Annotated in this window: 24 protein-coding genes; 18 read left to right on the top strand and 6 right to left on the bottom strand. The window is 70.9% G+C overall.

Going from position 1 to position 26,868, the window contains the following annotated elements; translation table 11 throughout:
• The first annotated feature begins 6 nt into the window (after positions 1-6).
• The 13 genes from ubiB to JMV16_RS03870 all read left to right on the top strand — a co-directional run bounded on the left by ubiB (position 7) and on the right by JMV16_RS03870 (position 14,519).
• Positions 7-1,560 carry a ubiquinone biosynthesis regulatory protein kinase UbiB gene (gene ubiB, locus JMV16_RS03930; RefSeq protein WP_201492877.1) on the top strand — a complete coding sequence of 518 codons (1,554 nt, stop codon included), beginning with the start codon at positions 7-9 and terminating at the stop codon, positions 1,558-1,560.
• Positions 1,561-1,642: 82 nt separating this feature from the next.
• Positions 1,643-1,981: an FmdB family zinc ribbon protein gene (locus JMV16_RS03925; protein ID WP_201492876.1), complete on the top strand. Its 339-nt coding sequence runs from the start codon at positions 1,643-1,645 to the stop codon at positions 1,979-1,981.
• A complete protein-coding gene (locus JMV16_RS03920; protein ID WP_236580345.1) occupies positions 1,981-2,652 on the top strand; it encodes a DUF502 domain-containing protein in 672 nt (223 codons plus the stop codon). The genes JMV16_RS03925 and JMV16_RS03920 overlap by 1 nt, the downstream gene beginning before the upstream one ends.
• A 120-nt stretch (positions 2,653-2,772) precedes the next feature.
• Positions 2,773-4,563, top strand: coding sequence for an aspartate--tRNA ligase (gene aspS, locus JMV16_RS03915; protein WP_201492875.1), 1,791 nt, complete (start codon positions 2,773-2,775; stop codon positions 4,561-4,563).
• Between the two features lie 15 nt (positions 4,564-4,578).
• The gene (gene nudB / locus JMV16_RS03910; RefSeq protein WP_201492874.1) at positions 4,579-5,034 is read left to right on the top strand and encodes a dihydroneopterin triphosphate diphosphatase; all 456 of its coding nucleotides are present in this window, start codon (positions 4,579-4,581) and stop codon (positions 5,032-5,034) included.
• Positions 5,031-5,837 carry an endonuclease/exonuclease/phosphatase family protein gene (locus tag JMV16_RS03905; protein WP_201492873.1) on the top strand — a complete coding sequence of 269 codons (807 nt, stop codon included), beginning with the start codon at positions 5,031-5,033 and terminating at the stop codon, positions 5,835-5,837. The genes nudB and JMV16_RS03905 overlap by 4 nt, the downstream gene beginning before the upstream one ends.
• 1 nt (position 5,838) lies before the next feature.
• A complete protein-coding gene (gene clsB, locus JMV16_RS03900) occupies positions 5,839-7,113 on the top strand; it encodes a cardiolipin synthase ClsB (RefSeq protein ID WP_201492872.1) in 1,275 nt (424 codons plus the stop codon).
• A 40-nt stretch (positions 7,114-7,153) separates the two neighbouring features.
• The gene (locus JMV16_RS03895; protein WP_201492871.1) at positions 7,154-8,233 is read left to right on the top strand and encodes a patatin-like phospholipase family protein; all 1,080 of its coding nucleotides are present in this window, start codon (positions 7,154-7,156) and stop codon (positions 8,231-8,233) included.
• An 82-nt stretch (positions 8,234-8,315) separates the two neighbouring features.
• Positions 8,316-8,555 (top strand): hypothetical protein, encoded by a 240-nt coding sequence (locus JMV16_RS03890; protein ID WP_201492870.1) that lies wholly within the window; start codon positions 8,316-8,318, stop codon positions 8,553-8,555.
• Positions 8,556-8,617: 62 nt separating this feature from the next.
• Positions 8,618-9,055, top strand: a complete 438-nt coding sequence (locus tag JMV16_RS03885) for a universal stress protein (RefSeq protein ID WP_201492869.1) — start codon at positions 8,618-8,620, stop codon at positions 9,053-9,055.
• A 121-nt stretch (positions 9,056-9,176) separates the two neighbouring features.
• Positions 9,177-11,015 (top strand): tetratricopeptide repeat protein, encoded by a 1,839-nt coding sequence (locus JMV16_RS03880; protein WP_201492868.1) that lies wholly within the window; start codon positions 9,177-9,179, stop codon positions 11,013-11,015.
• Between the two features lie 7 nt (positions 11,016-11,022).
• Positions 11,023-13,284 (top strand): type I secretion system permease/ATPase, encoded by a 2,262-nt coding sequence (locus tag JMV16_RS03875; protein ID WP_201492867.1) that lies wholly within the window; start codon positions 11,023-11,025, stop codon positions 13,282-13,284.
• Between the two features lie 2 nt (positions 13,285-13,286).
• Complete coding sequence (locus JMV16_RS03870) at positions 13,287-14,519, top strand: HlyD family efflux transporter periplasmic adaptor subunit (RefSeq protein ID WP_236580355.1); 1,233 nt, start codon at positions 13,287-13,289, stop codon at positions 14,517-14,519.
• Here the strand turns inward: JMV16_RS03870 and JMV16_RS03865 are convergent.
• Positions 14,488-14,694, bottom strand: a complete 207-nt coding sequence (locus JMV16_RS03865) for a hypothetical protein (protein WP_201492865.1) — start codon at positions 14,692-14,694, stop codon at positions 14,488-14,490. The genes JMV16_RS03870 and JMV16_RS03865 overlap by 32 nt on opposite strands.
• 566 nt (positions 14,695-15,260) lie before the next feature.
• On the opposite strand from JMV16_RS03865, the gene JMV16_RS24500 reads away from it, so the two are divergent.
• Positions 15,261-16,961, top strand: coding sequence for a methyl-accepting chemotaxis protein (locus JMV16_RS24500; RefSeq protein WP_201492864.1), 1,701 nt, complete (start codon positions 15,261-15,263; stop codon positions 16,959-16,961).
• A gap of 132 nt (positions 16,962-17,093) precedes the next feature.
• On the opposite strand, the gene embR is transcribed toward JMV16_RS24500, so the two are convergent.
• Positions 17,094-17,747 (bottom strand): response regulator transcription factor EmbR, encoded by a 654-nt coding sequence (embR, locus tag JMV16_RS03855; RefSeq protein ID WP_201492863.1) that lies wholly within the window; start codon positions 17,745-17,747, stop codon positions 17,094-17,096.
• 47 nt (positions 17,748-17,794) lie between these two features.
• Complete coding sequence (locus tag JMV16_RS03850) at positions 17,795-19,651, bottom strand: ATP-binding protein (protein WP_201492862.1); 1,857 nt, start codon at positions 19,649-19,651, stop codon at positions 17,795-17,797.
• A 127-nt stretch (positions 19,652-19,778) separates the two neighbouring features.
• Between JMV16_RS03850 and JMV16_RS03845 the strand changes: the two genes are divergently transcribed.
• From JMV16_RS03845 to JMV16_RS03835, 3 genes are all read left to right on the top strand, one after another.
• Entirely contained in the window at positions 19,779-20,774 is a 996-nt protein-coding gene (locus tag JMV16_RS03845) for a PhoH family protein (RefSeq protein ID WP_201492861.1), read from the top strand.
• Between the two features lie 2 nt (positions 20,775-20,776).
• The gene (ybeY, locus tag JMV16_RS03840) at positions 20,777-21,214 is read left to right on the top strand and encodes an rRNA maturation RNase YbeY (RefSeq protein ID WP_201492860.1); all 438 of its coding nucleotides are present in this window, start codon (positions 20,777-20,779) and stop codon (positions 21,212-21,214) included.
• 82 nt (positions 21,215-21,296) lie between these two features.
• Positions 21,297-21,689 (top strand): hypothetical protein, encoded by a 393-nt coding sequence (locus JMV16_RS03835; protein ID WP_201492859.1) that lies wholly within the window; start codon positions 21,297-21,299, stop codon positions 21,687-21,689.
• On the opposite strand, the gene JMV16_RS03830 is transcribed toward JMV16_RS03835, so the two are convergent.
• On the bottom strand, positions 21,686-24,616 hold the full coding sequence (locus JMV16_RS03830; RefSeq protein WP_201492858.1) for a tetratricopeptide repeat protein: 2,931 nt from the start codon (positions 24,614-24,616) through the stop codon (positions 21,686-21,688). The two genes, JMV16_RS03835 and JMV16_RS03830, sit on opposite strands and share 4 nt — an antisense overlap.
• A 77-nt stretch (positions 24,617-24,693) precedes the next feature.
• Between JMV16_RS03830 and lipB the strand changes: the two genes are divergently transcribed.
• Entirely contained in the window at positions 24,694-25,356 is a 663-nt protein-coding gene (lipB, locus tag JMV16_RS03825) for a lipoyl(octanoyl) transferase LipB (RefSeq protein ID WP_201492857.1), read from the top strand.
• Positions 25,357-25,365: 9 nt separating this feature from the next.
• Here the strand turns inward: lipB and JMV16_RS03820 are convergent, their stop codons facing one another.
• A complete protein-coding gene (locus JMV16_RS03820) occupies positions 25,366-25,812 on the bottom strand; it encodes a response regulator (RefSeq protein WP_201492856.1) in 447 nt (148 codons plus the stop codon).
• 96 nt (positions 25,813-25,908) lie between these two features.
• Complete coding sequence (locus tag JMV16_RS03815) at positions 25,909-26,844, bottom strand: LysR family transcriptional regulator (RefSeq protein WP_201492855.1); 936 nt, start codon at positions 26,842-26,844, stop codon at positions 25,909-25,911.
• Positions 26,845-26,868: the final 24 nt, after the last annotated feature.

Raw genomic sequence — 26,868 nt, 5'->3', positions numbered from 1 at the left:
CGGTCGATGAGGCATTTCGGCCGCCTGATCTTCATCGTCATCACCGTCCTGCGCTTCGGCCTGGACGAGGTGGCGCTGTCAGCCTTCCGCCAGCGCTGGGTGCGCGCGCTGGTGCGCCTGGTCACGCTGGGGCGCCGGCTCGACGCCCCGCGCGGCGTGCGCCTGCGCCAGGGCCTGGAGCGCCTGGGCCCCATCTTCGTCAAGTTCGGCCAGGTGCTGTCGACGCGGCGCGACCTCGTGCCGCTGGACGTGGCCGACGAGCTGACGCGGCTGCAGGACCGCGTCCCGCCCTTCCCGGCGGCGGCCTCGCGCGCCCTGGTCGAGCGCGCCTTCGGCCGCCGCCTCGACGAGGTCTTCGCCAGCTTCGAGCCCGAGCCGGTGGCCAGCGCTTCCATCGCCCAGGTGCATTTCGCCGTGCTCAAGGACGGCCGCGATGTCGCCGTCAAGGTGCTGCGCCCGGGCATGCTCGAGATCATCGATCAGGATCTGACACTGCTGCACACGCTGGCGGCCTGGATCGAGCGGCTGTCTGCCGACGGCAAACGGCTCAAGCCGCGCGAGGTGGTGGCCGAGTTCGACCACTACCTGCACGACGAGCTGGATCTCGTGCGCGAAGCCGCCAACGCCGCCCAGCTGCGCCGCAACATGGCCGGCCTGGGCATCGTGATGGTGCCCGAGATGGTGTGGGAGTTGTGTACGCCCGGCGTCATCGTGATGGAGCGCATGCACGGCGTGCCCATCAGCCAGATCGAGCGCCTGCGCAGCGCCGGCGTCGACATCCGCAAGCTGGCGCGCGACGGCGTTACGCTGTTCTTCACCCAGGTCTTCCGCGACGGCTTCTTCCACGCCGACATGCACCCGGGCAACATCCAGGTCAGCCTCGATCCGCGCACCTTCGGTCGCTACATCGCGCTCGACTTCGGCATCATCGGCACGCTCACCGAGACCGACAAGGAGTACCTGGCCTACAACTTCATTGCCTTCTTCCGCCGCGACTACAAGCGCGTGGCCGAGCTGCACATCGAAAGCGGCTGGGTGCCGGCGGCGACGCCGGTGGATGCGCTGGAGGCCGCCATCCGCACCGTCTGCGAGCCGCTGTTCGATCGCCCGCTCAAGGACATCTCGCTCGGCCAGGTGCTGCTGCGCCTGTTCCAGACCTCGCGCCGCTTCAACGTCGAGGTCCAGCCGCAGCTGGTGCTGCTGCAGAAGACGCTGCTCAACATCGAGGGCCTGGGGCGCCAGCTCGACCCCGAGCTGGACCTGTGGACCACGGCCAAGCCTTTCCTCGAGCGCTGGATGGACGAGCAGATCGGCATCCGCGGCCTGATCGAGCGCTTCAAGCGCGAAGCGCCGCGCTATGCGCCCATGCTGCCGGAACTGCCGCGCCTCCTGCATCGGGCCCTCGAGCAACTCGGCCAGCCGCGCGAGAGCGAGGCGTTGCTGGCGCTGCTGGCCGAGCAACGCCGCACCAACCGGCTGCTGCAGGTGGTGCTGTGGGCCATCGCCGGCTTCGTGCTGGGCGCGCTGGCCGCGCGCATGGCGCTGCCCTGGCCGGGCTGAAGCTGCGGCAGGCCAGGCCTCGGAAAGCGGGCCTGCGCCGCGCTCAGCCTATACTTTTGCCCTTTTTAGGCTGCTCTCCCCCATGCCCATTTACGCCTACCGCTGCGCCAGTTGCGGCCACGCGCAGGACGTGCTGCAAAAGCTCTCCGACCCGACGCTCACCGTGTGTCCGGCCTGTGGAGCCGAGGCCTATGCCAAGCAGGTCACGGCGGCGGGCTTCCAGCTCAAGGGCTCGGGCTGGTACGTGACCGACTTCCGCGGCGGCAACAACGCCCCCGCGCCCAAGAAGGAGGGCGAGGCCGCGCCCGCGGCCACCCCGGCAGCCGACAAGTCGGCCGAGAAGGCCGCTGCCGACAAGCCCGCATCCACCGCTTCCGACACGCCGGCTCCCGCCGCCCCGCCGCCGGCCGCGGCCAGCTGATGTCCGCCGCGGCCGTGAAGAAATACGTCGTCGCGGGCCTTCTGGTCTGGCTGCCGCTGGCGGTCACGATCTGGGTGCTGTCCTTTCTGCTCGGCGCGCTGGATGGTGTCTTCGCCTGGCTGCTGTCGGCCACGCAGGCAGTGCTGCCCGAGTCGGCGCGCGCCGGCATCGAGCAGCTGCGCCATGTGCCCGGGCTGGGCGTGCTCATCGTGGCCGTCGGCCTGCTGCTGACCGGCGTCTTCGCGGCCAATTTCGTTGGCCAGTGGTGGCTGCGGCAATGGCATGTGGTGATGGGCAAGATTCCCATCGTCAAGAGCATCTACAGCTCGGTCAAGCAGGTTTCGGACACGCTGTTCTCCACCAGCGGCAATGCCTTTCGCGAGGCGGTGCTGGTGCAGTACCCGCGCGCCGGCTCGTGGACCATCGCCTTCGTCACCGGCAAGCCCGGTGGCGAGGTGGCGGCCTGCCTGGGTGCCGACTACGTGAGCGTCTACGTGCCGACCACGCCCAACCCGACCTCGGGCTTCTTCCTGATGATGCCGCGCAGCGATGTGCATGCGCTCGAGATGAGCGTGGACGAGGCGTTGAAGTACGTCATCTCGATGGGCGTGGTGGTGCCCGGCAGCGAGCCGCCGGCGCCGCCCGTGGCCCTGGCCGCGGGCCGAAACTGACCGGGCTGGCACGGCCCGGCAGCCGGCCAGCCCTGACGGGCCCGTGGCACCCGAGCCGCCGTCCCGCACCCCCGCGCGCCGCCTTCGCCTGCATCCCCCCGAATTCCCTGGAGTGAACACATGAGAACGACTTACTGCGGACTGGTCAGCGAAAAACTGATGGACCAGACCGTCACGCTGATGGGCTGGGCCCACCGCCGCCGCGACCACGGCGGCGTGATCTTCATCGACCTGCGCGACCGCGAAGGCCTGGTGCAGATCGTCTGCGACCCCGACCGCGCCGACATGTTCAAGGCCGCCGAGGGCGTGCGCAACGAGTTCTGCCTCAAGGTGGTGGGCAAGGTGCGTGCACGCCCGGCCGGCACCGAGAACGCCAACCTCACCAGCGGCAAGATCGAGGTGCTGTGCCACGAGCTCGAGGTGCTCAACCCCAGCGTCACACCGCCCTTCCCGCTGGACGACGAGAACCTGTCGGAGACGGTGCGCCTGACGCACCGCGTGCTCGACCTGCGCCGGCCGCAGATGCAGAAGAACCTGATGCTGCGCTATCGCGTCGCCATCGAGGTGCGCAAGTTCCTCGACGAGCAGGGCTTCATCGACATCGAGACGCCCATGCTCACCAAGAGCACGCCCGAGGGTGCGCGCGACTATCTGGTGCCCAGCCGCATCCACGACGGCCACTTCTTCGCGCTGCCGCAGAGCCCGCAGCTGTTCAAGCAGCTGCTGATGGTGGCCGGCTTCGACCGCTACTACCAGATCACCAAGTGCTTCCGCGACGAGGACCTGCGCGCCGACCGCCAACCCGAGTTCACGCAGATCGACATCGAGACCAGCTTCCTGGGCGAGGCCGAGATCCGTGCCATCACCGAGGCCATGATCCGCACCGTCTTCCGCAAGACGATGGGGGTTGAGCTGCCGGTGTATGCCGAGATGACCTATGCCGACGCGATGCACAGGTACGGCAGCGACAAGCCCGACCTGCGCGTCAAGCTCGAGTTCACCGAGCTGACCGAGGTGATGAAGACGGTGGACTTCAAGGTCTTCTCGGGCCCGGCCACCACGCCGGGCGGGCGCGTGGCGGCGCTGCGCGTGCCCGGCGGCGCCGAGATGAGCCGCGGCGAGATCGACGCCTACACCGAGTTCGTCAAGATCTACGGCGCCAAGGGCCTGGCCTGGATCAAGGTCAACGACGCCGGCAAGGGCCGCGACGGCCTGCAGAGCCCGCTGGTCAAGAACCTGCACGACGGCGCCATCGCCGAGATTTTGGCGCGCACGGGCGCGCGCAATGGCGACATCATCTTCTTCGGCGCCGACAAGGCCAAGGTCGTCAACGACGCCCTCGGCGCGCTGCGCATCAAGATCGGCCATAGCGAGTTCGGCCGCACCAGCGGCCTGTTCGAGGACGCCTGGAAGCCGCTGTGGGTGGTGGACTTCCCGATGTTCGAGTACGACGACGAGGGCAAGCGCTGGAACGCGGTACACCACCCGTTCACGGCGCCCAAGGACGGCCACGACGAGCTCATGAAGACCGACCCGGGGGCCTGTATCGCCAAGGCCTACGACATGGTGCTCAACGGCTGGGAGATCGGTGGCGGTTCGGTGCGTATCCACCGTGCCGACGTGCAGGCGCGCGTCTTCGAGGCGCTCAACATCACGCCCGAGCAGCAGCGCATCAAGTTCGGCTTCCTGCTCGATGCGCTGCAGTACGGCGCGCCGCCCCACGGCGGCCTGGCCTTCGGCCTCGACCGCATTGCCACGCTGATGACCGGCGCCGAGAGCATCCGCGACGTCATCGCCTTCCCCAAGACCCAGCGCGCGCAATGCCTGCTGACCGGGGCGCCCAGCCTGGTCGACGAAGGGCAGTTGCGCGAGCTGCACATCCGGCTGCGCAATCCGCAGGCGGCGGGCTGAGGCGCGGGGCGGGCCGTGGCCGAACCCCGCCCCTTCAAGATCCCGCGCTCGGTGCTGGTGGTGATTCACACGCCGGCGCTGGAGGTGCTGCTGATCGAGCGCGCCGACAAGCCCGGCTACTGGCAGAGCGTGACCGGCGCCCTCGACGCCGCCGACGAGGCGCCGGCCGCCGCCGCCTGGCGCGAGGTGGCCGAGGAGACCGGCATCACCGCCGGCGTGCTGAGCGACTGGGCGCTGCAGAACGTCTACGAGATCTACCCGGTCTGGCGCCACCGCTATGCGCCGGGCGTGACGCACAACACCGAGCACGTCTACGGCCTCACGGTGCCCGCCGCCCTGCCGGTGAGGCTGGCGCCGCGCGAGCATGTGGCCCAGGTCTGGCTGCCCTGGCGCGAGGCCGCCGACCGCTGCTTCTCGCCCAGCAACGCCGAGGCCGTCCTGCAGCTGCCGCGCCGCCTGCCGCCGCGATGAGTCTGCACCGCGCAGCGCCCACCGCGCCGGCGCCGCTCACCGGCATCGGTGCCTTGCGCGTGGCCACCTACAACATCCACAAGGGCGTGCGCGGCCTGGGGCCGCGCAAGCGTCTGGAGATCCACAACCTGGGCCTGGCCGTCGAGTCCTTCGACGCCGACCTCGTGTTCCTGCAGGAGGTGCGGCTCTTCCACACGCGCGAATCGCGCCACTTCGACCGCACCTCCTTCGGCTGGCCCGAGCAGGGCCAGGCCGAGTTCCTGGCGCCGCCGGGCTACGAATCGGCCTACCGCAGCAATGCCGTCACGCGCCACGGCGAGCACGGCAATGCGCTGCTCTCGCGTTGGCCCATCGGCGACATCGGCCACCACGACGTGAGCGACCACCGCTTCGAGCAGCGCGGCCTGCTGCATGTGCCGGTGGTCTGGAACGGCAGCGTCGTGCATGCCATCGTCGTGCATTTCGGCCTCGTCCACCGCAGCCGCGTGCGCCAGGTCGAGCGCCTGGCGCGTTTCATCGAGGCCGAGGTGCCGTCCGACGCGCTGCTGGTGGTGGCCGGGGATTTCAACGACTGGAGCGAGCGCCTGGACACGCCCATGCGCGAGCACGGCCTGGTGCGCGCCACCGCGGCCGGCGCCGGCCGCGAGCGCCCGCCCACCTTTCCTTCGCTGGCGCCGGTGTTCGCGCTCGACCGCTTCTACCTGCGCGGCCTGGTCTGCCGCAGCATGCAGGTGCCGCGCGGCATGGCCTGGTCGCGCATGTCCGACCATCTGCCCTTGATGGCCGAGCTGGAATTGAGTTGAGATGGCATTGACCGACCTCGCCCGCCTGAGAGGCTGGACGATGGTGCCGCCGCCCGAGTTCGTGGGCGGCAACCGGGTCGAGCTGCTGCAGGGCGGCGACGAGTTGTTCCCGCGCATCTGCCAGGCCATTGCCGCGGCGCGCGACGAGGTCTGGCTGGCCACCTACATCTTCCACAGCGACCCCGCCGTCGAGGCCATCGCCCAGGCCCTGGTGGACGCGGCGGCGCGCGGCGTGGCCGTGCATGTGGTGGTCGACGGTTTCGGCTCCATCGGCCTGCTGGGGCCGCTGCGGGCACGCTTTGCCGGCACGGGCGTCAGGTTCGAGGTGTTTCGTGCGCTGGACCGCTGGTGGGCCTGGCTGCAGCCGGGCCAGCTGCGCCGCCTGCACCAGAAGCTCTGCGTCTGCGATGGCACGCTGGCCTTCGTTGGCGGCATCAACCTCATCGACGACCGCCATGACCTCCACCACGGCTGGGCGCAGGCACCGCGGCTGGACTTCGCGGTGGCCGTCCAGGGGCCGCTGGCGCTGTCGGTGCAGGCCGCGGCGCGTGCGATGTGGGCGCGCGCCCACATCGCCCGCAACTGGCGCGACGAGGTGCGCGAGCTGGCGCGCAGCGAGGCGCCGCTGAAGGAGGCTCTGGCCCTGGTGCGCAGCCTGCGCGGCAAGCGCGGCGGCGACTTTGCCGATGCCGATGGCGGTCCGGTGCGCGCCGCCTTCCTGGTGCGCGACAACCTGCGCCAGCGCCGCGTCATCGAGCGCAGCTATGTCGAGGCCATACGCCATGCGCGCTGGCGCGTCGACCTCGCCGTGCCCTACTTCTACCCTGGCCAGGCCTTCCGCCGCGCGCTGCGCCGCGCCGCGCGCCGCGGCGTCCAGGTACGCCTGCTGCTGCAAGGCAAGGTCGACTACCGCATCGCCGCGCTCGCGGCCCAGGCCCTCTATGCCGAGATGCGCGGCAACGGTGTGCGCGTCTTCGAGTACACGCCGGCCTGGCTGCACGCCAAGGTGGCGGTGGTCGACGGCGACTGGGCCACCGTGGGCAGCTCCAACATCGACCCGTTGTCGCTGCTGCTCAACCTGGAAGCCAATGTCGTGGTGCGCGACGAAGGCTTTGCCGGCGCACTGGCGGCGCGGCTGGAGACCGCCTTCGCCGCATCGCGCGAGGTCACGGCCGCACCCGGCCGCGGTGGCTGGCGCGGCTGGCTGCAGCGCGCGCTGGTGGCCTGGGTGGCGAACGTCTATCTGCGCGTGGCTGGAATCACCGGAAGGTACTGAGGCCTCGGGGTTCGTGACCGCCAGCGGTTACGCTCTCGCCATGCACAGCCGAACCGCCCAAGCCAAGCCGTCCGATCCCATCGCCATCGACCTCGCCCTGCAGGGCGGTGGTTCGCACGGCGCCTTCACCTGGGGCGTGCTTGATCGCCTGCTCGAAGACGACAGCATCACGCCCGCGGGCGTCTCCGGCACCAGCGCCGGGGCGCTCAACGCCGCCGTGCTGGCCACCGGCTGGGCCGAGGGCGGCCGTGCCGGTGCGCGCGCCGCGCTCGCGGCCTTCTGGCGCGATGTGGCGGGGCAGGGCGGCTGCTTTGGCGCCGCCGCCACGGGCGGGCTGTTCGGCGCCTGGGCCAGCCCCGGGGCCGGCCTGGGGGTCTTCAATCTCGACTGGAACCCGCTCTACGCCTGGAGCCAGCAGTTCCTGCGCGTGTTCAGCCCGTACCAGTTCAACCCGCTGGGCAGCAACCCCTTGCGGGCGGTGTTGCAGCGCCACGTCAAGCCGGCGGCGCTGCGGCGGGGGCCGATTTCGCTCTACATCACCGCCACCGCGGTGCGCAGCGGCCAGCCGCGCGTCTTCGATAACCGCGACCTGAGCCTGGACGCGCTGCTGGCCAGCGCCTGCCTGCCCCAGCTCTTTCGCGCCGTCGAGATCGACGGCGAGCCCTACTGGGATGGCGGCTACTCCGGCAACCCGGCGCTGTGGCCTCTGATCTACAACACCGAGGCGCTGGACCTGGTGCTGGTCAAGATCAACCCGCTGGTGAGGCCCGACCTGCCCGACACGCCCGAGGAAATCGCCGACCGCGTCAACGAGATCACCTTCAATGCCGGCCTCATCGGCGAGATGCGCGCCATCTCCTTCGTGCAAAAGCTGATCGAGCAGGGCCGCGTCGACCCCGGTGAGTACAAGAACCTGCGCCTGCACATGGTGGCGGACGAGGCCGGGCTGGCACCGCTGCATCCGTCGAGCAAGCTCAACACCGACCTCCGCTTCCTCGAGGCCCTGCACGAGCTGGGCCGCGCTGCCGCCACGCGCTGGCTGGCCGAGCACCGCAGCGACCTCGGCCTGCGCTCGACCCTTGATCTCAAGCAGACCTTTCTGGCGCAGCGCGCGCCCTGAGGCGGCCTGCGCTTGAAGCCGGGCCGTCGCATGGCGGACAATGCCCCGTGCTTACCCTGATGCCTTGCGCGGAATCCCTCTGATGATCGAACCTCAAGTCGAAACCACGACGGTGGACTTCAACTGCCCGGCAGTGTCGCGGGCGGTGCGGGTCAGCCGCGAATACAAGGTCCAGGTGACGCGCTCGGGCAAGTTCCTCGGGCGCGCAATGGCCAGCACCGATTGCAGCGACAAGAGCGACTGCCCGGTGTCCATACCCGGCGGCGACGCGCCGGTCTACGACTGGGACCGCTGCGTCTTCCTGCACCCCGTGCAGCGATAGCGGCGGCCACGGCCGCGGCGCCGGGGTAACCTAGCCGTACCGAAAATTCAGCGAGGCAGTCGATGAAGATCCTTCTGGCCGTGGATGGCTCGCCGGCGGCGCTGGCTGCCGTACAGCACGCGCTGGCCCTGGTGAGCGGCGGCATGGCGGCCGATTTCGTGCTCGCCAACGTGCAGGAGCCGCCCTCGCTCTACGAGGTGGTGGTGGCGCATGACCCCGAGGTGCTGGACGCCGTGCGCGCCGCCGCCGGTGCCGACCTGCTGGAAGCCGCCACCGCCCTGCTGGAGGCCGCCGACGCCAGCTACGAGACCGAGGTTGCCGGCGGCGAACCCGGCCATGTGCTGGTCGACCTGATCGAGAACTACGGCTGCGACGCCGTCTTTGCCGGTGCCAGCGGTGCCGGCGGCGGTGACCCCGGGACCGGCGCCACGCTGCAGGCGCTGCTGCGCCACAGCCCGGTGCCGGTGACGGTGGTGGGCGCGCCCGACCCCGCCGCCTGATCGGCGGCCGCGGTCCGCGCGCTGGCGGGCGCGGAATTGGCCGGTATTGCCGCCCCTCCTGCGCGCCTCGCGCCGGGCCTGCCTGCCTAGCATGGGGTAGAGCCACATCCCGAGGAGCCGGATGGACGCCGTCCTTGCCCCAGACAAGCCCGTGACCGCGCCAGTCACGCCGCTGGAGCGTGCCCGCAGCGGCCGCATGCCTCTGGCCGAGCTGCTGGGCCACGCCAACGCCATGCAGGCGGCTGGCCAGCCCGGTGCCGCGGCCGGCCTGTACGAAATCTGGATCGCGCACACCGAGTCGGCGCTGCGCCATGTGGCCTGCTTCAACTGGGGCACGATGCTGTCAGGCGCAGGCCAGAACGAGGCCGCCGAGGCCGCCTACCGCCAGACGCTGGATCTTGCGCCCGGCTTTGCCCCGGCCCTGCTGAACCTGGGCCATCTGCTCGAACGCCGGGGCGACGCCGAAGGCGCGCTGGCGCTGTGGCTGCAGGTGTACGACGCGCAGCCGCTGCCTGCCGAGGACTTGCGCCTGCACGCCCTGAACAACAGCGCCCGCCTGCTCGAGATGAAGCACCGCTATCCCGAGGCCGAGGCGCTGATGCGACGCTCGCTCGAGATCAAGGCGGCGCAGTTCGACGTCATCCAGCACTACGTACACATCCGCCAGAAGCAGTGCGCCTGGCCGCACGACCTGCCGGTGGGCGAAGTGACGCCCAACCAGTTCCTGATGGGCACCTCGCTGCTGGCGATGATGGGCCTGTCGGACGACCCGGCGTTGCAGCTGCTGGCGGCGCAGCGCTTCGTGGCCGAGCGCGTGCCCAAGGCGCCGGCGGTGCCGCTTCACCAGCAGATCGCGGGCGCGCCGCGCGAAGGCCGCATCCGCGTGGCCTACCTCTCGGGCGACCTGCACATGCACGCGGTGGGCCTGCTCACGCCCGAGTTGTTCGAGCTGCACGACCGCAGCCGCTTCGAGGTCTGGGGCTTTTGCTGGACGCCGGACTCGATGCAGCCGCAGCGCCAGCGCATCCTGAAGGCGCTGGACCACCATGTGCGCCTTGCCGGCGTCGACGACGCCACCGCGGCCCGTCTCATCGCCGAGGCCGGCATCGATGTGCTGGTCGACCTGCAGGGTCTGACCAGCGGCGCGCGGCCCGCCATCCTGGGCTACCGGGCTGCGCCGGTGCAGGTCAGCTACCTGGGCCTGCCAGGCACCAGCGCGCTGCCGGGCGTGGACTGGATGCTGGCCGACCGCGTGGTGATGCCCCCCGAGCTGCTGCGCTACTGCACCGAAAAGCCCATCTACCTGCCGCACTGCTACCAGGTCAGCGACCGCCAGCGCGAGGTGGCGCCGCTGCCGGACCGCGCCCGCTACGGCCTGCCCGAGGACGCCTTCGTCTACTGTTCCTTCAACAACAACCACAAGTTCACGGCCGAGATGTTCGAGGCCTGGATGCGCATCCTGGCCCAGGTGCCGAACAGCGTACTCTGGCTGCTGGCCGACAACGACACGGCGCACCAGAACATGCTGCGAGCGGCCGGCGCCCATGGCGTGGCGCGCGAGCGGCTGATCCTGGCGCCCCGGGTGGCGCCGGCCGAGTACCTGGCACGCTTCACGCTGGCCGACCTGATGCTCGACACCTTTCCCTTCAACGCCGGCACCACCGCCAGCGATGCGCTGTGGATGGGCCTGCCCATCGTCACGCGCGCCGGCCGCACCTATATCTCGCGCATGGCGGCCAGCCTGCTCACCGCCATCGGCCTGCCCGACCTCGTCACCGACAACGTGGCCGACTACGAGAAGCTGGCCGTCGCCATCGGCCGCCAGCCGCTGCGCGCCACGTCCTACAAGCGCTATCTCGCCGAGCAGGGCCGCCGATCGCCGCTCTTCGACGTACCGCAGATCGTGCGCGACATCGAGACCGAGTTCGAGCGCCTGGCCCTGAAGGCGCGCGCTTCTTGATGAGACCATGAGCGAGGCCACGCCCTCACCCGCGGCCGCGGCGCAACCGCCGCCGGGCTGGGACATCGACAACGATGCGCTGGCCCATGCGCTGTCCTGGCTGACGCGCCACCACGGGCGCGAGCGCAGCCCCGAATCCATGCTGGCGGGCCTGCCGCTGTCCGGCCGGCTGGCGCCCGATCAGGCCCTGCGCGCGCTGCGCGAGGCCGGCTACAGCGCCGGCCTGGTGCAGCGCCGCGTGGCCGAGCTGAATTCGCTGCTGCTGCCGGCCCTGCTGCTGCTCAAGGAGGGTGACGCCTGCATCCTGGTGGCCCGCCACGCCGACGATCCGCGCTGCTACGACATCGTCATGCCGGGGCGCGAGCACCACGCCTGCATGGCCACCGAGGGCGAGCTCGAGGCCGAGTACACGGGCCTGGCCATCGTCGCCACGCCCCAGGCCACGGTGACCGCCTCGCAGGCCGCCGGCCAGCCGCTGGCCCAGCAGGGCCGGCACTGGTTGTGGAGCACGATGCGGCGCTTCCTTCCGTACTACCGTTCGGCGCTGATGGCGGCCATGCTCAGCAATGTGCTGATGCTGGTGACCGGCATGGCGACCTCGGTCATCTACGACAAGGTCATCCCGCACCAGGCCTATGTCACGCTGTGGACGCTGGCCACGGCCAGCGCGCTGGCGCTGGCCTTCGACCTGATGGCGCGCCAGCTGCGCGCCCACCTCATCGACGTGGCCGGCCGCAAGGCCGACCTCATCGTCGGCGCCATGCTCTTCCGCCACACCCTGGGCATGCGCATGGAGCAGCGGCCGGCCTCGGCCGGCGCCTATGCCCACCAGGTGGCGCAGGTGGAGATGGTGCGCGAGTTCTTCGCCTCGGCCACGCTGGCGGCGATCTCCGACCTGCCCTTCATCGTCATCTTCGTCGGCATGGCCTTCTCGACCGGCGGGCCGCTGGGCTGGGTGCTGGTCGTTGCCATCCCGCTGCTGCTGGTGGTGTCGGCGGTGATCCAGGGCTCGCTGCGCCGCGCCATGACCGAGAACATGGCGCAGACGGCCGACCTCCACGGCGTGCTGGTCGAGGCCGTGGACGGCATCGAGGATCTCAAGGCCGCCGGCGCCCAGGGCCGCTTCCTGCGCCGCTACGAGGAAGCCACCGCCGCCGCTGCCACCGCCATGCTGCATTCGCGCAGCATCACCGCCTGGACCATGAACCTCTCGTCCATCGCCCAGCAGGTGGTGACGATGGTGATGCTGGTCTGGGGCGTTTTTCTCATCGATGAGAAGGTCATCACCGGCGGCGCCCTCATCGGCGCCGTGATGTTCGCCACCCGCGCCGTCGCACCGCTGGCCAGCGTCACCTCGCTGGCCACGCGCTACCAGGGCGCACGGGCCGCGATGCGCACGCTCGACTATGTGATGCAGCAGCCGGTCGAGCGCGACGCCACCCGCGTCTACGTGCCCAAGCGCGAGTTCAGCGGGCGCGTGGGCCTGGCCGACGTCGGTTTTTCCTATCCGGCCCAGACCGACGGCACCGAGGGCCCGCGCGTGCTCAAGGGCCTGACGCTGCGCTTCGAGCCGGGCGAGCGCGTCGCCATCCTGGGCCGCATCGGCTCGGGCAAGAGTACGGTGCTGCGCCTGCTGGCCGGCCTGTACCAGCCCAGCGAGGGGCTGGTCGAGGTCGACGGCATCGACCTGCGCCAGATCGACCCTGCCGACTACCGCGTGCGCGTGGGCTTCGTCTCGCAGGACCCGCGGCTCTTCACCGGCACGCTGCGCGACAACGTGCTGCTCGACCGCCCCGGCGCCGACCCCGCCCGCCTGGCCGACGTGGCCAGGCTGACCGGACTCGACCGCCTGGTGGCCGGCCACCCCAAAGGCTGGGAGCTGCCGGTGGGCGAGGCCGGGGCCCTGCTCTCGGGCGGCCAGCGCCAGCTGGTGGCGCTGGCACGCTGCCTCGTGACCCAGCCGCAGATCCTGCTCATGGACGAGCCCACCAGCTCGATGGACGCGCAGAGCGAGGTGGCCTTCCTGCGCCAGCTGAAAGAGGCCTGCGGCAACTGCACCCTGGTGATGGTGACCCACCGCCCGGCGGTGCTGGAACTGGTCAACCGCGTCGTCGTGGTCGATGCCGGCCGCGTCGTGATGGACGGGCCCAAGGACCAGGTGCTGGCGGTGCTCTCCGGCGGGCGACCGGCCGTGGCGCCGCCCGGCGCACCCAACAACATCCACCTGCACCCCAGCGCGCGCCCGGTCGAGCGGGAGGCCTCGGTGTGAGGATGCTGGCCCTGCCCTTCTTCAAGCGCCGCGCCAGCAGCGAGTTGCGCCGCGGCGACGTGCCCTATATCGGCGCCGTCGACGCGGCCCAGGTCATCGAGCCGGCGCCGGCCGCGGTGTGGGCCGTCTACCTGATGCTGGCGGCCATCGCCACGGCCATCACCTGGGCCTGGCTGGCGCAGATCGACATCATCGCCAAGGCCAATGCGCGCGTCGTGCCCGACGGGCGCGAGCAGGTCATCGCCAGCCTGGAAGGCGGCATCCTGCGCGAGTTGCTGGTGCGCGAGGGCCAGCAGGTGGTGGAAGGCCAGGCCCTGGCCATGCTGGACCCGACCCGGGTCGAGGCCCAGCAGGCCGAAAGCCAGAGCCGGCGCCTGGCCCTGCAAGGGGCACTGGCACGCGCCCAGGCCGAGGCCTTCGGCAAGCCGCTGAAGTTTCCGCCCGGCCTGCCCGAGGCGGTGGTGGACGGCGAGACCGAAAACCACCAGGCCCGCCAGCATGCGCTCAACGAGGCGGTGGAGACCAACCGCCGCAGCATCGCGCTGCTCGGGCGTGAGCTGGCCATGGCCGAGAGCATGTCGGCCAAAGGGCTGATGAGCGAGGTCGAGGTGATGCGCGTGCGGCGCCAGGTGAATGACCTCAACCTGCAGACGCAGGAGCGCGTCAACCGCTTCCGCCAGGAGGCCAGCGCCGAACTGGTGCGCCTGCGCAACGAGCTGGCGGCGATGCAGGAGCAGCAGGTGGTGCGCGACGACGCCCTGCGCCGCACGACGCTGATTTCGCCGGTGCGCGGCATCGTCAAGCAGATCCGCGCCAACACCCTGGGCGGCGTGGTCGGCCCGGGCGTGCCGGTGATGGAGCTGCTGCCCATCGGTGCGCGCGTGCTGGTCGAGGCCCGTGTAAAGCCGGCCGACATCGGATTCGTGAAAGTGGGCCAGCCGGTGCAGGTCAAGCTCACGGCCTATGAGTACACGATCTACGGCGGCCTCACCGGCACCGTGATCTCGATCAGCCCCGACGCCATGGGCGACCCCGACAAGGCGGGACTGCCCGAGGGCACCTGGTACCGCGCCATGGTGCGCGCCGATGGCGGCACGCTGCAGCTGGGTGAGCGTCAGCTGGCGGTGCTGCCGGGCATGACGGGCACGGTGGAAATCCGCACCGGCCAGCGCTCGGTGCTGGGCTTCGTGCTGAGGCCGCTGCTCAAGTCGCAGGAAGCGTTTCGCGAGCGCTAGCCTGGGCCGCGGCCGGCTGCTGGATTTGCAGCGGCTCTTCCGGCGGCTCGGCCACCATCTGCACCAGGGCCGCCAGCGAGAGGCCCGAAATCAGCACCAGGATGGGCGCCAGCAGCAGGGGCGGGCCCCAGTCGTCCATGCGCTTGTTCGCGCGCTTCGATGACTCTTGCTTCATGGTGTTGACTCTCCCTTTTCGATGGGGCGGTGACGGCGGGCCCCTCGGGTAAACCCTAAGCAAACAACATGCCCGGTGCGGGAGGCAAGTTCGCGTGCGGCACAGGGCTGCGGCCGGCCATGGCGACCTGCAGCCGGTGGGCCGGGCCGCTGCCGACCCGTTTGTGCCACAGGCCGCCGGAGGCGCCCAGCGAAGTCTTCACGCTTGCGGCACGCCACGGGCCAGCCGGTGGCCGCGGGCGGGCCAGGCCGGTCTTTGTGCGCGCATGGCGCGGCTTGGTGGTCAACCCCTATCAAGACCGGGCGCGCGCTGCCGATAGGAACTGCAGACCCAGTTTCGGCCGTGTGGCCCGACTGCTGTCCGGAGCACGCTGTCTTGGTGCCTGCACACAAGAAGAACGGCGGCCCGGCTTCCACTTCAGGGATGTCGCGGTCGCTGCCAAGGCTGGAGGGGCGATGCAAGCCCTGCCGCCTGTCCTGTCCACCATCCATCGTCTGCGCGCGATGCTCCTTGCGAGCCCGCGTGAGCCGCGCTTTTTTCTCTTTTCCCAACCGAGTGTCCGCTGTATGAACATCTCCCATCTCAAGGTCCGCACCCGACTGGGCATTGCCTTCGGCACCCTCCTCTTGCTCACGTCCTTCATGGCCGGCCTGGCGGTCTACAAGCTGGCCGACATCGAGAGCAATCTCGAGGACGTGGTCAATGACAACAACGTCAAGCTTCAGCACAGCCACGACATGTCCGAGTCGGTCCACATCGTCGCACGCGTGATGCGCACGATGGCGCTGATGCACGAAAAGTCGGAGAAGGACGCCGAGTTGGCCAAGATCAAGCAGGCCCGTGCCGACTACGACAAGGCCTGGACCGCCCTCGTGGCGATGCCGGCGGTCGACGCCATGCGCGCCGGCCAGGCCCGCATCGCCAAGACGCTGGAAGCGACCAGGGCCATCAACGCCCGCTTCATCGAGGCCGCCATGGCCGACAAGACCGACGAGGCCGTCGCGCTGCTCAAGGAATCGATCCCGCTCAACACGTCATTGCAGGACGAGCTCCACAACTACGTCAAGGCCGAGGAGGCCGATACCGCGGCGGTGTTCAAGGAGGCGCAGGCGGACTACGCCAGCGGGCGCAATCTGGTGCTTGGCTCTGCCTTGTTCGCCTTCATTGCAGCCGCCGGCCTGGGCATGGCAGTCACGCGTTCGATCACGCGCCAGCTGGGCGGCGAGCCCGGTGAGGCCGCCGAACTGGCGCGCCGCGTTGCCGAGGGCGACCTCGGTTCGCGCTTCAGGCTGGCCGCCGGCGACACCAGCAGCATGATGGCCCAACTGCAGCGCATGCAGGACAGTCTGGCCCGCGTGGTGGGTGACGTGCGCATGAACGCCGAGAACGTGGCCACCGCCAGCGCGCAGATCGCCCAGGGCAACTCCGATCTCTCCAGCCGCACCGAGCAGCAGGCGGCGGCACTCGAGCAGACCGCGGCCACGATGGACGAGCTGGGCAGCACGGTGCGCAGCAACGCCGACAGCGCGCGCCAGGCCAACCAGCTGGCCCAGGGCGCCAGCACGGTGGCGGTGAAGGGGGGCGCCGTCGTTGGCGAGGCGGTCGAGACCATGAAGGGCATCAACGAAAGCTCGCGCAAGATTGCCGACATCATCGGCGTCATCGATGGCATCGCCTTCCAGACCAATATCCTGGCGCTCAATGCCGCCGTCGAGGCGGCGCGTGCCGGCGAGGAAGGCCGCGGCTTTGCGGTCGTCGCCGGCGAGGTGCGCAGCCTGGCCCAGCGCAGCGCCGAGGCGGCGCGCCAGATCAAGAGCCTGATCGCGGCCAGCGTGGAAAGCGTCGAGCGCGGCTCGGCCCAGGTCAACCAGGCCGGCGCGACGATGAGCGAGGTCGTCGACGCCATCCGCCGCGTCACCGACATCGTGGGCGAGATCACCAGCGCCAGCGTCGAGCAGAGCAGTGGCGTGGCCCAGGTCGGCGAGGCGGTGTCGCAGATGGACAAGGCGACGCAGCAGAACGCCGCCCTGGTGGAAGAAAGCGCGGCTGCCGCTGAAAGCCTGCGCCAGCAGGCTCAACAGCTGGTGCAGACGGTCTCGGTCTTCAAGATCGAAGGTGCCGCGGCCAGCGCGCGCCCGGCGATGACGGTGGCCGTGTCCCGGCCGGCGCAACGTCCTTCGACAGCAAGGCCGGCGCGGACCACGCCGGCGGCCATCGCCGCGGCAGCCGTGAACAAGGCCGCCGAGGAATCCTGGGAGACCTTCTAGGCCCGGTGGGGCGCAGGGTGGCCGAGGCTGCCCGCGCCGTGCCATGACAAAGGCCCCGCAAGCGGGGCCTTTGTTCTTGCGGCCCCGTGGCCGGGGCATCGGAAATCAAGGCCCGGCAACGGGCCCTTGCCCTTACCGGAACAGGCCCAGCCGCTGCGCCTCGAGGGCCGCCTCGGCGCGCGAGCTCACGTTGAGCTTGCGGTAGATCTGCTTCACGTAGTCGGCGATGGTGTGGCGGGAGAGGCCCAGCTGCACGCCGATCTCGGGCAGGGTGTAGCCCTTGGCCACGCGCAGCAGCACCTCGCTCTCGCGGTCGGTCAGGCTTACCGCGGGTATGGCGTTGGCTGCCGGCTGCTGCGGCTTGGCCTTGGCGCTGAAATAGGCCATCACGCGGCGCGCGATGCTGGGTGACAGTGGCGGCTCGCCCTGGCTGATGCGCTGCAGCTGCTCGGTGATCAGCTCGCGCGGCTGCTCCTTGAGGATGTAGCCGAAGGCGCCCGCCTGCAGCGCCGGGAACAGGTGCTCGTCGTCGTCGTGGATGGTCACCACCACGCTCTGCGCCTCGGGCTGCACATCGCGCAGGCGCGTCACCACGTCGACGCCGCTGCCGTCGGGCAGTCCCAGGTCGATGAGGGCGAGGTCGAACTTGACGGCCAGCACCAACTCCTGCGCGTCCTGGATGCGGGCCGCCTCGGAGATGGTGGCGCCGGGAAAGACCTGCAGCACGAGCTTGCGCATCCAGGCGCGAATCTCGGGCAGGTCTTCGAGCAACAGGATGGTCTGCATGGTTTGCCCCAATTGAAGCTGGCATCTTAGCGGGGCTAGCCGCCGAATTAGGGGGCCTCCGTGGCGCGATCCAGGGGTACCGTGAGGCGGATCACGGTTCCGTATCCGGGGCCGCTCTCCACCAGGCACTGGCCCTGCAACTGCTTGGCGCGGTTCTTCATGCTGGCCAGGCCGTGGCCGCGGTCGAGGCGGCCGTCGACCTCGTTGGAGATGCCGTCGCCGTTGTCCTGCACGACGAGCTGGAAGTCGCCGTCGGCGATGCCGGCCGAGACCGAGCAATGCGTGCCGCCGCTGTGCTTGATGACGTTGCTGGTGGCCTCGCGCAGGATGCGCGTGGTCTGCACATAGGCGCGTGCGCTCAGCGTCTGCGGCAGGTCTTCGGGCGCTTCCCAGCTGCCCTGGATGCCGGCCTGGGCCAGGCGCGAGACGACTTCGGCCCGCCAGTCGCCCAGCGCGTCGGCCAGGCGCACCGGCCGCCCGGTGAGGCCGCGCACCGACAGGCGCATCTCCTCCAGCGCCTCGCGCGCCAGCGTCGAGATGCGGTCGGACTCGCTGGTGTGGACGATGGTCAGCAGCTTGGCGCCGAGGTCGTCGTGCAGGTCGGCGGCGATGCGCTTGCGCTCGCGCTCGGTGACCTGCTCGACGCGCAGGTCGGCCAGCTGCCGGTAGCTCTGCTCGATCTCGGCCGTGGCCGCGCGCAGATGCTGTTCGAGCTGCTGCTTGTCCTGCTCGGCGTGCTGCAGCGCGCGCCCGTGCCGCTGCACCAGGCGCAGGCCGGCCACCACCAGGGCCAGCGGCACGGCCAGCTGGGCCAGGCTCACCACCAGGGCGCGCGTGCCGCTGCGTTGCGCCAGCAGTTCCACCAAGCCCAGCAGCAGGGCCGCGGCCAGCAGGCTGGCGCTGAGCCAGAGCGAGCGCGAATGGCGCTGGCGGTGCAGATGCCAGGCGCCGGCGGCCACCACCTCGAGCGCCAGCACGGCATACCAGAACAGCGCCGCGGCGTGCAGCCGCGACGGGCCGGCGACCAGCAGCGACAGTGCCATGAGCGCGCTCTGCAGCGGCAGCGCGCGGTCGACCCAGCGCCGCCGCGCGCCTGCCAGGCGCACCAGGAACTGCACCGCGACCCAGGCGATGAAACCCAGCAGCATGCAGTACAGGAATTCGATGGCCGAGTGCGACAGCGGCAGGTCGCGCAGCCACAGCCGCGCATCGAGCAGGGCCCAGCCCAGGGCCAGGGCGCCGAAGTAGGCCAGGTGGCTCTCGCGCCGGTTCACGAAGCCGAGCACGAACATGAAGCCGCCCAGCAGCAGCAGCGTGGCGCCCAGGGCCTGGGGCGCGGCCACCTGCAGCGCGGTTTGGCGCGCATGGCGTTGCGCCAGCTCGGCCTGGGGTCCGATCTCCAGCGCCGAGAGGCCGCCGGCGCGCTGCCAGGAGCCGACCCCCTCGAGCCTATGGCCCACCACCATGAGGTCGAGGCGGTTGGTGCCGGCCACCAGCAGCGCATGCGGCAGCAGCACCAGCTGGGGGTGGTTGCAGTTGTGCGTGTAGGGCTCGGTCATGCGCCCGCCGCTGTGGATCAGATGGCCGTTGAGATGCACCTCGAGATTGCTGCAGACGTGCTCGATGTAGAGCGCCATCAGCCCGTTGCGGTCGTCCCCCCCGAAAGGTTGGAAGCTCACGCGGTACCACAGCGGCCCCTCGAAGCCGGGCCGCGTGCGCGCCCAGTCGTCGGGCAGCAGCACGGCGTGGCCGGCGGACTCGGGGTCGACCGCCATCGTCAGCGACGGGATGGCCTGGGCCGAGCGTATGGCCACCGTCTGTGCCCGCGCCGGCGCCAGGCCCAGCAGCAGCAGCATCAGGCCGATCAGGCCGAGCGTGGAAAGAAGGCTCGAGGGCAGGCGCATGGTGGCGACGATTCTGCCCGCTGGGCCCCCTTGCAGCGGCAGCCAGGCCTGCACGCGCTGCGACAATGCGCAGCCGAATGCACGACCCTTGCACGGCGATTGCACAACGACCGCACGAGCCCCGCCCTTGATACGCCGCCACAGTTTCGAAGCGCCCGACAACCGCCGCCTGGCCCAGCTCTGCGGGCCGGTCGACGCCCACCTGCGCCAGATCGAGGCCACGTTGGGCGTGACGCTCTCGCGCCGCGATGCCAGCTTCCGCATCGAGGGCCCGCGCGCCGCGGTCGATCGCACCGTGGCCCTGCTCGACACGCTCTACGAGCAGGCGCGCCGGCCGCTGGCCGAGCGCGCGCTGCAGCTGGCCCTGGTCGAGGCCATGGCCGACAGTCCGCGCCTGGCTGCTGCCGCCGGCGCCGAAACGCCCGCCCCGGCCGCGCCGCCGCCCGGCCCCATCGTGCTGCGCACGCGCCATGCCGAACTGGGCGGGCGCACGCCCAACCAGGTGCAGTACCTGCGCCAGATGATGGAGCACGACATCACCTTCGGCATCGGCCCGGCCGGCACCGGCAAGACCTTTCTCGCTGTCGCCTGCGCGGTGGACGCGCTCGAGCGCCACGGCGTGCAGCGCATCGTGCTCACGCGGCCGGCGGTGGAGGCCGGCGAGCGCCTGGGCTTCCTGCCCGGTGATCTGGCGCAAAAGGTCGACCCCTATCTGCGCCCGCTCTACGACGCGCTCTATGACCTGATGGGCCTTGACCGCGTGACGCGCGCCTTCGAGAAGGGCCTGATCGAGATCGCGCCGCTGGCCTTCATGCGCGGGCGCACGCTCAACCACGCCTTCGTCATCCTCGACGAGGCGCAGAACTCCACGCGCGAGCAGATGAAGATGTTCCTCACCCGCATCGGCTTCGGCAGCAAGTGCGTGGTCACTGGCGACGTGAGCCAGATCGACCTGCCCGCCGGCCAGCCCAGCGGCCTGCTCGATGCCCGCCAGGTGCTGGCCGGTGTGGCCGGCATCGGCTTCACCGAATTCGGCGCCGCCGACGTGGTGCGCCACCCGCTGGTGGCGCGCATCGTGCAGGCCTATGACCGCGCCCGGCTGGACGAAGAGAGGCCGCGCTGACGATGAAGCCCGAGCTGCAACTTTCGCTGCAGTTTGCCGATGCGCGCCACCGTGCCGAACTGCCGCGCCACCGCGTCGCGCGCTGGGTGCGGGCGGCACTGGCGGTGCCGGGCCAGATCACGGTTCGCATCGTCGATGCCGATGAAGGGCGCGAGCTCAACCGCGGCTATCGCGGCCGGGACTACGCCACCAATGTGCTGACCTTCGACTACGAGCATGCGCCCGTGGTGGTGGCCGACCTCGTGCTGTGCGCGCCGGTGGTCGAGGCCGAGGCCGCCGCCCAGGGCCTCGCGCTGGCCGACCACTACGCCCACCTGCTGGTACACGGCGCGCTGCACGCGCAAGGCCTGGACCACGAGGACGAGGCCGAGGCCGCCGAGATGGAAGCGCGCGAAAGCGCCATCCTCGCCACCCTGGGCATTGCCGATCCTTACGCCTGATCGGCTGCCGGTAACATCCGCTTTCAGCCGGGCGGGCGCAATGGGCCCGCGTACACGGCGGTCAGGCTATCGGGGGAGTTCCATGAAGAACAAGGTGGTGGCGGCGCTGGCGCTGCTGGTCGGGATGGCAGGCGCATCGGCGCAGGCGGGAAAAATCGACCGCGAGCCCATCGAAGTGACGGTGGTGGACGGCAAGCCCTTCGTCGCCGAAGAAGAAGCCCACAACGACGGCCGCCATGTGGCCCTGGTCTGGACCGCCCCGCCGGGCCACACCTTCCCCGCCGACGGCATCGTCTTCGACGTCCCGGGCAAGAAGCGGCTCAACTGCTTTCCCACGCGCAAGGGCAGGCTCTTCCGCTGCGAGAAGAAGGGCGGCCATTTCAAGGGCGAGCGCTACAAGTACGTGGTGAAGCTGGTCGAGACGGCCAGCGGCAAGCTGCTGCCCGAACTCGATCCCTTCGTCGTCAACGACTAGGCATTGCCGCGCAGGCGCTGCAGCCGCACCAGCGCCTGGCCCAGCTCCGATTCGGCGCCGGCGCCGGTGGCGGTGGCGGTGAGCGCCGCCTCGGCCTCGGCCTCGCGCGAGGCGGCAGCGTCGCCGGCCAGCCAGGCCGCTTCGGCGCGCTGGCACAGCAGCACGCCCAGGCTCAGGCGGTCGGCCAGGCCGGCAAGCAAGGCCTGGCCCTCGTCCAGGCGGGCGCCGGCCTCGCCGTGGCGGCCCTGGCGGGCCTGGCTCAGGCCCAGATAGCCCAGCACCTGGCCTTCGAGGCGGCGGTCGGCCATGCGCCGCGCCACCGTCAGCGCGTCCTTGAAATGGGCCAGCGCCTCGTCTCTCAGGCCCTGGTCCTCGCGCACCTGGCCCAGATTGCACAGCACCGAGCCCTCCAGCCGCACATGGCCGAGATCGCGTGCCACCACCAGGGCGGCGGCGCAGGCCTTGCCGGCGGCGTCCAGCTCGCCCTGCATCCACAGCAGCAGGCCGAGGTTGCCGAGGCTGTTGGCCTCGCGCTGGCGGTCACCGAGGGGACGCGCCACGGCCAAGCCCTCTTCGAAGCAGGCTCGGGCGGCGGCGATGCGACCGGCGCTGGCGTGCAGATTGCCCAGATTGCCCAGCAGGGTACCTTGCAGCCGGCGCAGGCCGCTGCGCTGCGCCAGCGCCAGCGCAACCTCCCAGTGGCCGCGTGCCTCTTCCAGCTGCCCCTGCTCGAAATCGATGGCGCCCAGGCGGTTGAGCGCCGTGCACTCCCACATCGTCTGCATGCTGCCACGGGCCAGATGCAGCGTGGCCAGCAGGCTGGCGCGCGCTGGCTCGACCTCGCCCTCTCGTGCGCGCAACGCTGCCAGGCCGATGCGCGCCTCCAGCTCGCAGGCGCTGCCGCTGTCGCCCTGCAGTTGCGACAAAGCGTTCTCGAAGGCCTTTCTCGCCGCGGCGCGCTGGCCCAGCGCATCGAGCACCAGGCCGCGCACCGCGTACGCCCGGGTCGCGCTTTCGCCGCCCAGGCCTGGCATCGCGCACACCGCCTCGGCAAGGTCGGCGCCGGCCTGGAAGGGGCCGCGCAACGCCAGCGCCGCCCAGGCGCCGCCCAGCGCGCCGGCGGCGGCCGGGGCGTCGCCGCTGGCCTGCGCGCGCCGGCAGGCGGCGACAAGGTTGTCGATCTCGATGCAGCGGTTCTCGATGGCACGTTGCGCGCCCAGCGCGGCAAACCAGGCCGCGTGCCGTGCCTGCGCCGCCTGCAGCGCCGCGGCGCCGCTGCCGGGCCAGCGGCCCTCGCTGCGCAGATGGTCGTCGGCATAGGCCTGCACGCTGATGAGCAGCTCGAAGCGCTCGCCCTCGAGCGCGCGCACAAAGGACTTGTCGACCAGCGATTGCACGACGTCGACGGCCCAGTGCGCGTCGTCGGGCGGCAGCAGTTCGATCACCGCCTCGGCCGCCTCGAGCGTGAAGCCGCCCTCGAAGACCGAGAGCTGGGCCAGCGCAGCCTTCTCGGCCGGCGAGAGCAGATCCCAGGACCAGTCGAAGGTGGCGCGCAGCGTGGACTGGCGGTCGAGCCGGTGGCCCGACGAGGCCAGCAGCTTGAAGCGCTCGCTCATGCGTGCCAGCAGCGCGCGTGGCGGCAGCGTGCGCACGCGCGCCGCCGCCAGCTCGATGGCCAGCGGCAGGCCGTCGAGCAGGCGCACCAGCGGCGCCACGGCGGCGCGGTCTTCGGGCGTGGGGTCGAAATCGCGCCGCGCGGCGGCGGCGCGGCGCAGGAAGAGGGCCTCGGCGTCGGTCTGCTGCAGCGGTGCCAGCGCCATCGTCTCCTCGCCGGCGATGCCCAGCACCTCGCGCGTGGTGACGAGGAAGCGGGCCTCGCCGGCGCGGTCCATCCAGCGCCCCAGCGTGGCCTCGGCGTGGCGGGCGAGCTGCTCGAAGTTGTCCAGGATCACCAGGCAGTTGCCGCGGCCGGCGATGGCGTGGCCCAGTTGCACCACCGGGTCTTCCTTGCCCAGCGGCAGGTCCAGGCCCTGGGCCACGGCCGAGCACAGGCCCTCGACCTCGCGCGCCGCGGCAAGATCGCAGAACCAAACGCCGCCGGGAAAGCTGCCCATCTCGAGCCAGCCGAAATGCGTGGCCAGCCGCGTCTTGCCGCAACCGCCTATGCCCAGCAGCGAGACCAGGCGCGCGCCGGCCGCAAAGCGACGGGCCAGATCCTGCAGCGCCAGTTGCTGCACGTCGCCGTCGAAACGCCGGGCCAGCTCCTGCAGCGTGGTCTTGCGGCCGACGAAGGCGTCGCGCTCGGCCGGCAGGCTGTGGCGGATCTCGCGCGCCGGCAGCCACAGTTCGCCCTGGCGCACGACGCGGTAGACCTTGTCGCCGTCGGGCGGTGGCATGAAGGGCGCGCCCTCGTCGCCGGCCTCGAAAATCTCGACCGGCTCGGGCAGGCCCTTGACGCGCCAGTGGCCGTGCGACACCAGGCGTGGCCGCGGCCCCTCCAGCGCGGCCAGGGCCTCGGCGGTGAGCAGGGTCTGGCCGCCCAGGGCGGTGGCCATCACGCGCGCCGCCAGCGGCTTGGCCACGCCGTCCACCTCCACCGGCTTGGCGCCGCGCGCCACATCGTCGGCCGGCGTCTCGCGCAGCGTGACCGCGCCCACATGGAGGCCGGCGCGCGCCTTCAGCGGCACCGCCAGCGTCGCCAGCGCGCGGTGGTAGGCCAGGGCGTAGCCCAGCGCCTGGCCGGCGCTGTCGAAGAGCAGCAGAAAGCCGTCGGTCTTGTCGATCTCGCGTCCGTGCCAGGCGCGCAGCAGGTCGCGTGCGGCGCGGTCGTGGGCGGCCGACAGCGCCGCCATCGCGGCGTCGCCCAGGCGGGCGGCCAGCGCGGCGCTGTCCACCAGGTCGGTCAGCAGCAGGGCCTTGGTTTCCATCAGCGTGCGAGTATCGGTGACGCCGATGCCGAACCCCGCACGGGCCCGCCAGCAGCGGCTGGCTAGACTAGCCGGCCATGCAGATACGCCGCCTGGGCCAGCGCCCCTATGCCGAGGTCGAGACCGCGATGCGCGATTTCACGCGTACGCGCCATGAAGCCACCGAGGACGAGCTGTGGCTGGTCGAGCACGAGCCGGTCTACACCCAGGGCGTGGCGGGGCGGGCCGACCATGTGCTGAACCCCGGCAGCATCCCGGTGCTGCGCACCGACCGCGGCGGCCAGGTCACCTACCACGGCCCCGGCCAGGTGGTGGCCTACCCGCTGCTGGACCTGCGGCGCCTGGCCATCTACGTCAAGGAATACGTCTTCCGCATCGAGCAGGCGGTGATCGACACCCTGCTCGATTTCGGTGTCACCGGCCACCGCGTGCGCAGCGCCCCGGGCATCTACGTGCGCCTGGACGACCCCTGCGGCCATGCCGTGCTGGTGCCCGAGGCGGGCGACCCGTTCAAGGGCCTGGGCAAGATCGCCGCCCTCGGCATCAAGGTCAGCAACCACCGCAGCTGGCACGGCGTGGCGCTGAACGTGGCGATGGACCTCGAGCCCTATCGGCGCATCAACCCCTGCGGCTATGCCGGGCTGGCGACGGTGGACCTGCGCGCGGTGGGCGTGGAAGTGAGCTGGGACGAGGCCGCGGCGCGGCTGGCGACGCGGTTGGCGTCGCGCCTCGGCGACTGACGCGGCCGCTCAAAGCGGCCGCGCGCCCGACACCGGCCGCGGGTCGTGCGGATTGCCGAACACGCGCTGCAGCACGCTGGCCAGCCTGTCTTGGCTCAGCGGCTTGGGCCAGTATTCGTGGGCGCCCAGGCTCATGGCCTTGACGACCTCGATGGAGAAGGGCTCGCCGGTGAGCAGCACCACATGGATGGCGCGTTCGGCGATCAGCTCGCTGAGCGAGCGCACGACCTCAAGGCCGTCGATGTCGGGCAGTTGCATGTCCAGCAGCATCAGGCCGGGCCGGTGGGCCTGCGCCAGGCGCACGCCGTCGCGGCCGTTGACGGCCTCGAGCAGGCGGATGCGCGGGTAGGCGCGCAAGGTGGCGCCCACCAGCGCCATCGACAGCGGTTCGTCCTCGACGCACAGCACCGTGGCGCCGGGCCCTCCCGCCGTGGGCGTGGTGTCTGGCGTGTTCATGCGGGAGGGCTCGCGATGTTCATGGGGCCATTCTGCGTCCTGACGCCGCTGCCGCGAAGTGCCGGCTGCGGGGGATCGCTGCCAATGGGGGCAAGCTCAGGCCGCCGGCCGCAGCAGCGGCCCGTCCTGCGCGCCCAGAAAGGCCTGGCCGTGCTCGATGAGAAAGTAGCGAAAGGCCTCGGCCGCCGGTGACAGCAGCTTGTTGCCCATGTGAACCACGTTCCAGGTGCGCATCACCGGCGTGCCGGCGATGTCCAGCACCGCCAGCAGGCCGGTGCGCAGCTCCAGCCCCACCGTGTGCAGCGAGAGAAAGCTCAGGCCCAGGCCGGCCATCACCGCCTGCTTGATGGTCTCGTTGCTGCTCATCTCCATCGCGATGCGGGGGCTCAGGCGGTGTTCGGAGAACACGGTTTCCATCGCGTTGCGCGTGCCCGAGCCGTGCTCGCGGGCAATCAGCGCGTAGCCGCCCAGCGCCGCCACCGGCGCCTGCGGCCGGGCCAGCAGCGGGTGGCCGGGCGGCGCGACGAAGACCAGCGGGTGCTGTGCAAAGGCCTCGGCGCGGGTGGCGATCTCGCGCGGCGGCCGGCCCATGATGGAGAGGTCGGCCTCGCCGGTCTGCATCAGCGCCACCAGTTGCTCGCGGTTGCCCACCACGCGCAGGCGCACCTCGACGCCGGGGTGGTCGAGGTGGAAGCGCGCCAGCAGGTGCGGCACGAAGTACTTGGCGGTGCTCACCATGCCGATGGTGAGCAGGCCGTGCTCGACGCGCTTGAGCCGCGCCATCGCGTCGTCGGCCTCCTTCAGCGCGGCCAGCAGGCGGCGCGCGTGGACGAGGAAGTACTCGCCCGCGGTGGACAGCGAAAGCGCGCGGCCGTGGCGGTCGAACAGTGGCAGGCCGACCTGGCCCTCGATCTCCTTGATCTGCATCGACACCGCTGGCGGTGTGAGGTGCAGGGCTTCGGCGGCGCGCGCCATGCTGCTCCGCTGGGCGACCTCGACGAAGACACGCAGCTGTCGGAAGGTGATGTTCATGCATCAGTTTTGCCTGATGCAAGA

It is taken from the genome of Rubrivivax sp. A210 (assembly GCF_904426505.1).
GTDB lineage: Bacteria > Pseudomonadota > Gammaproteobacteria > Burkholderiales > Burkholderiaceae_C > Rubrivivax.
Note: the sequence above shows the minus strand (reverse complement) of the source record. Positions and strands in the feature narration are given on the sequence as shown.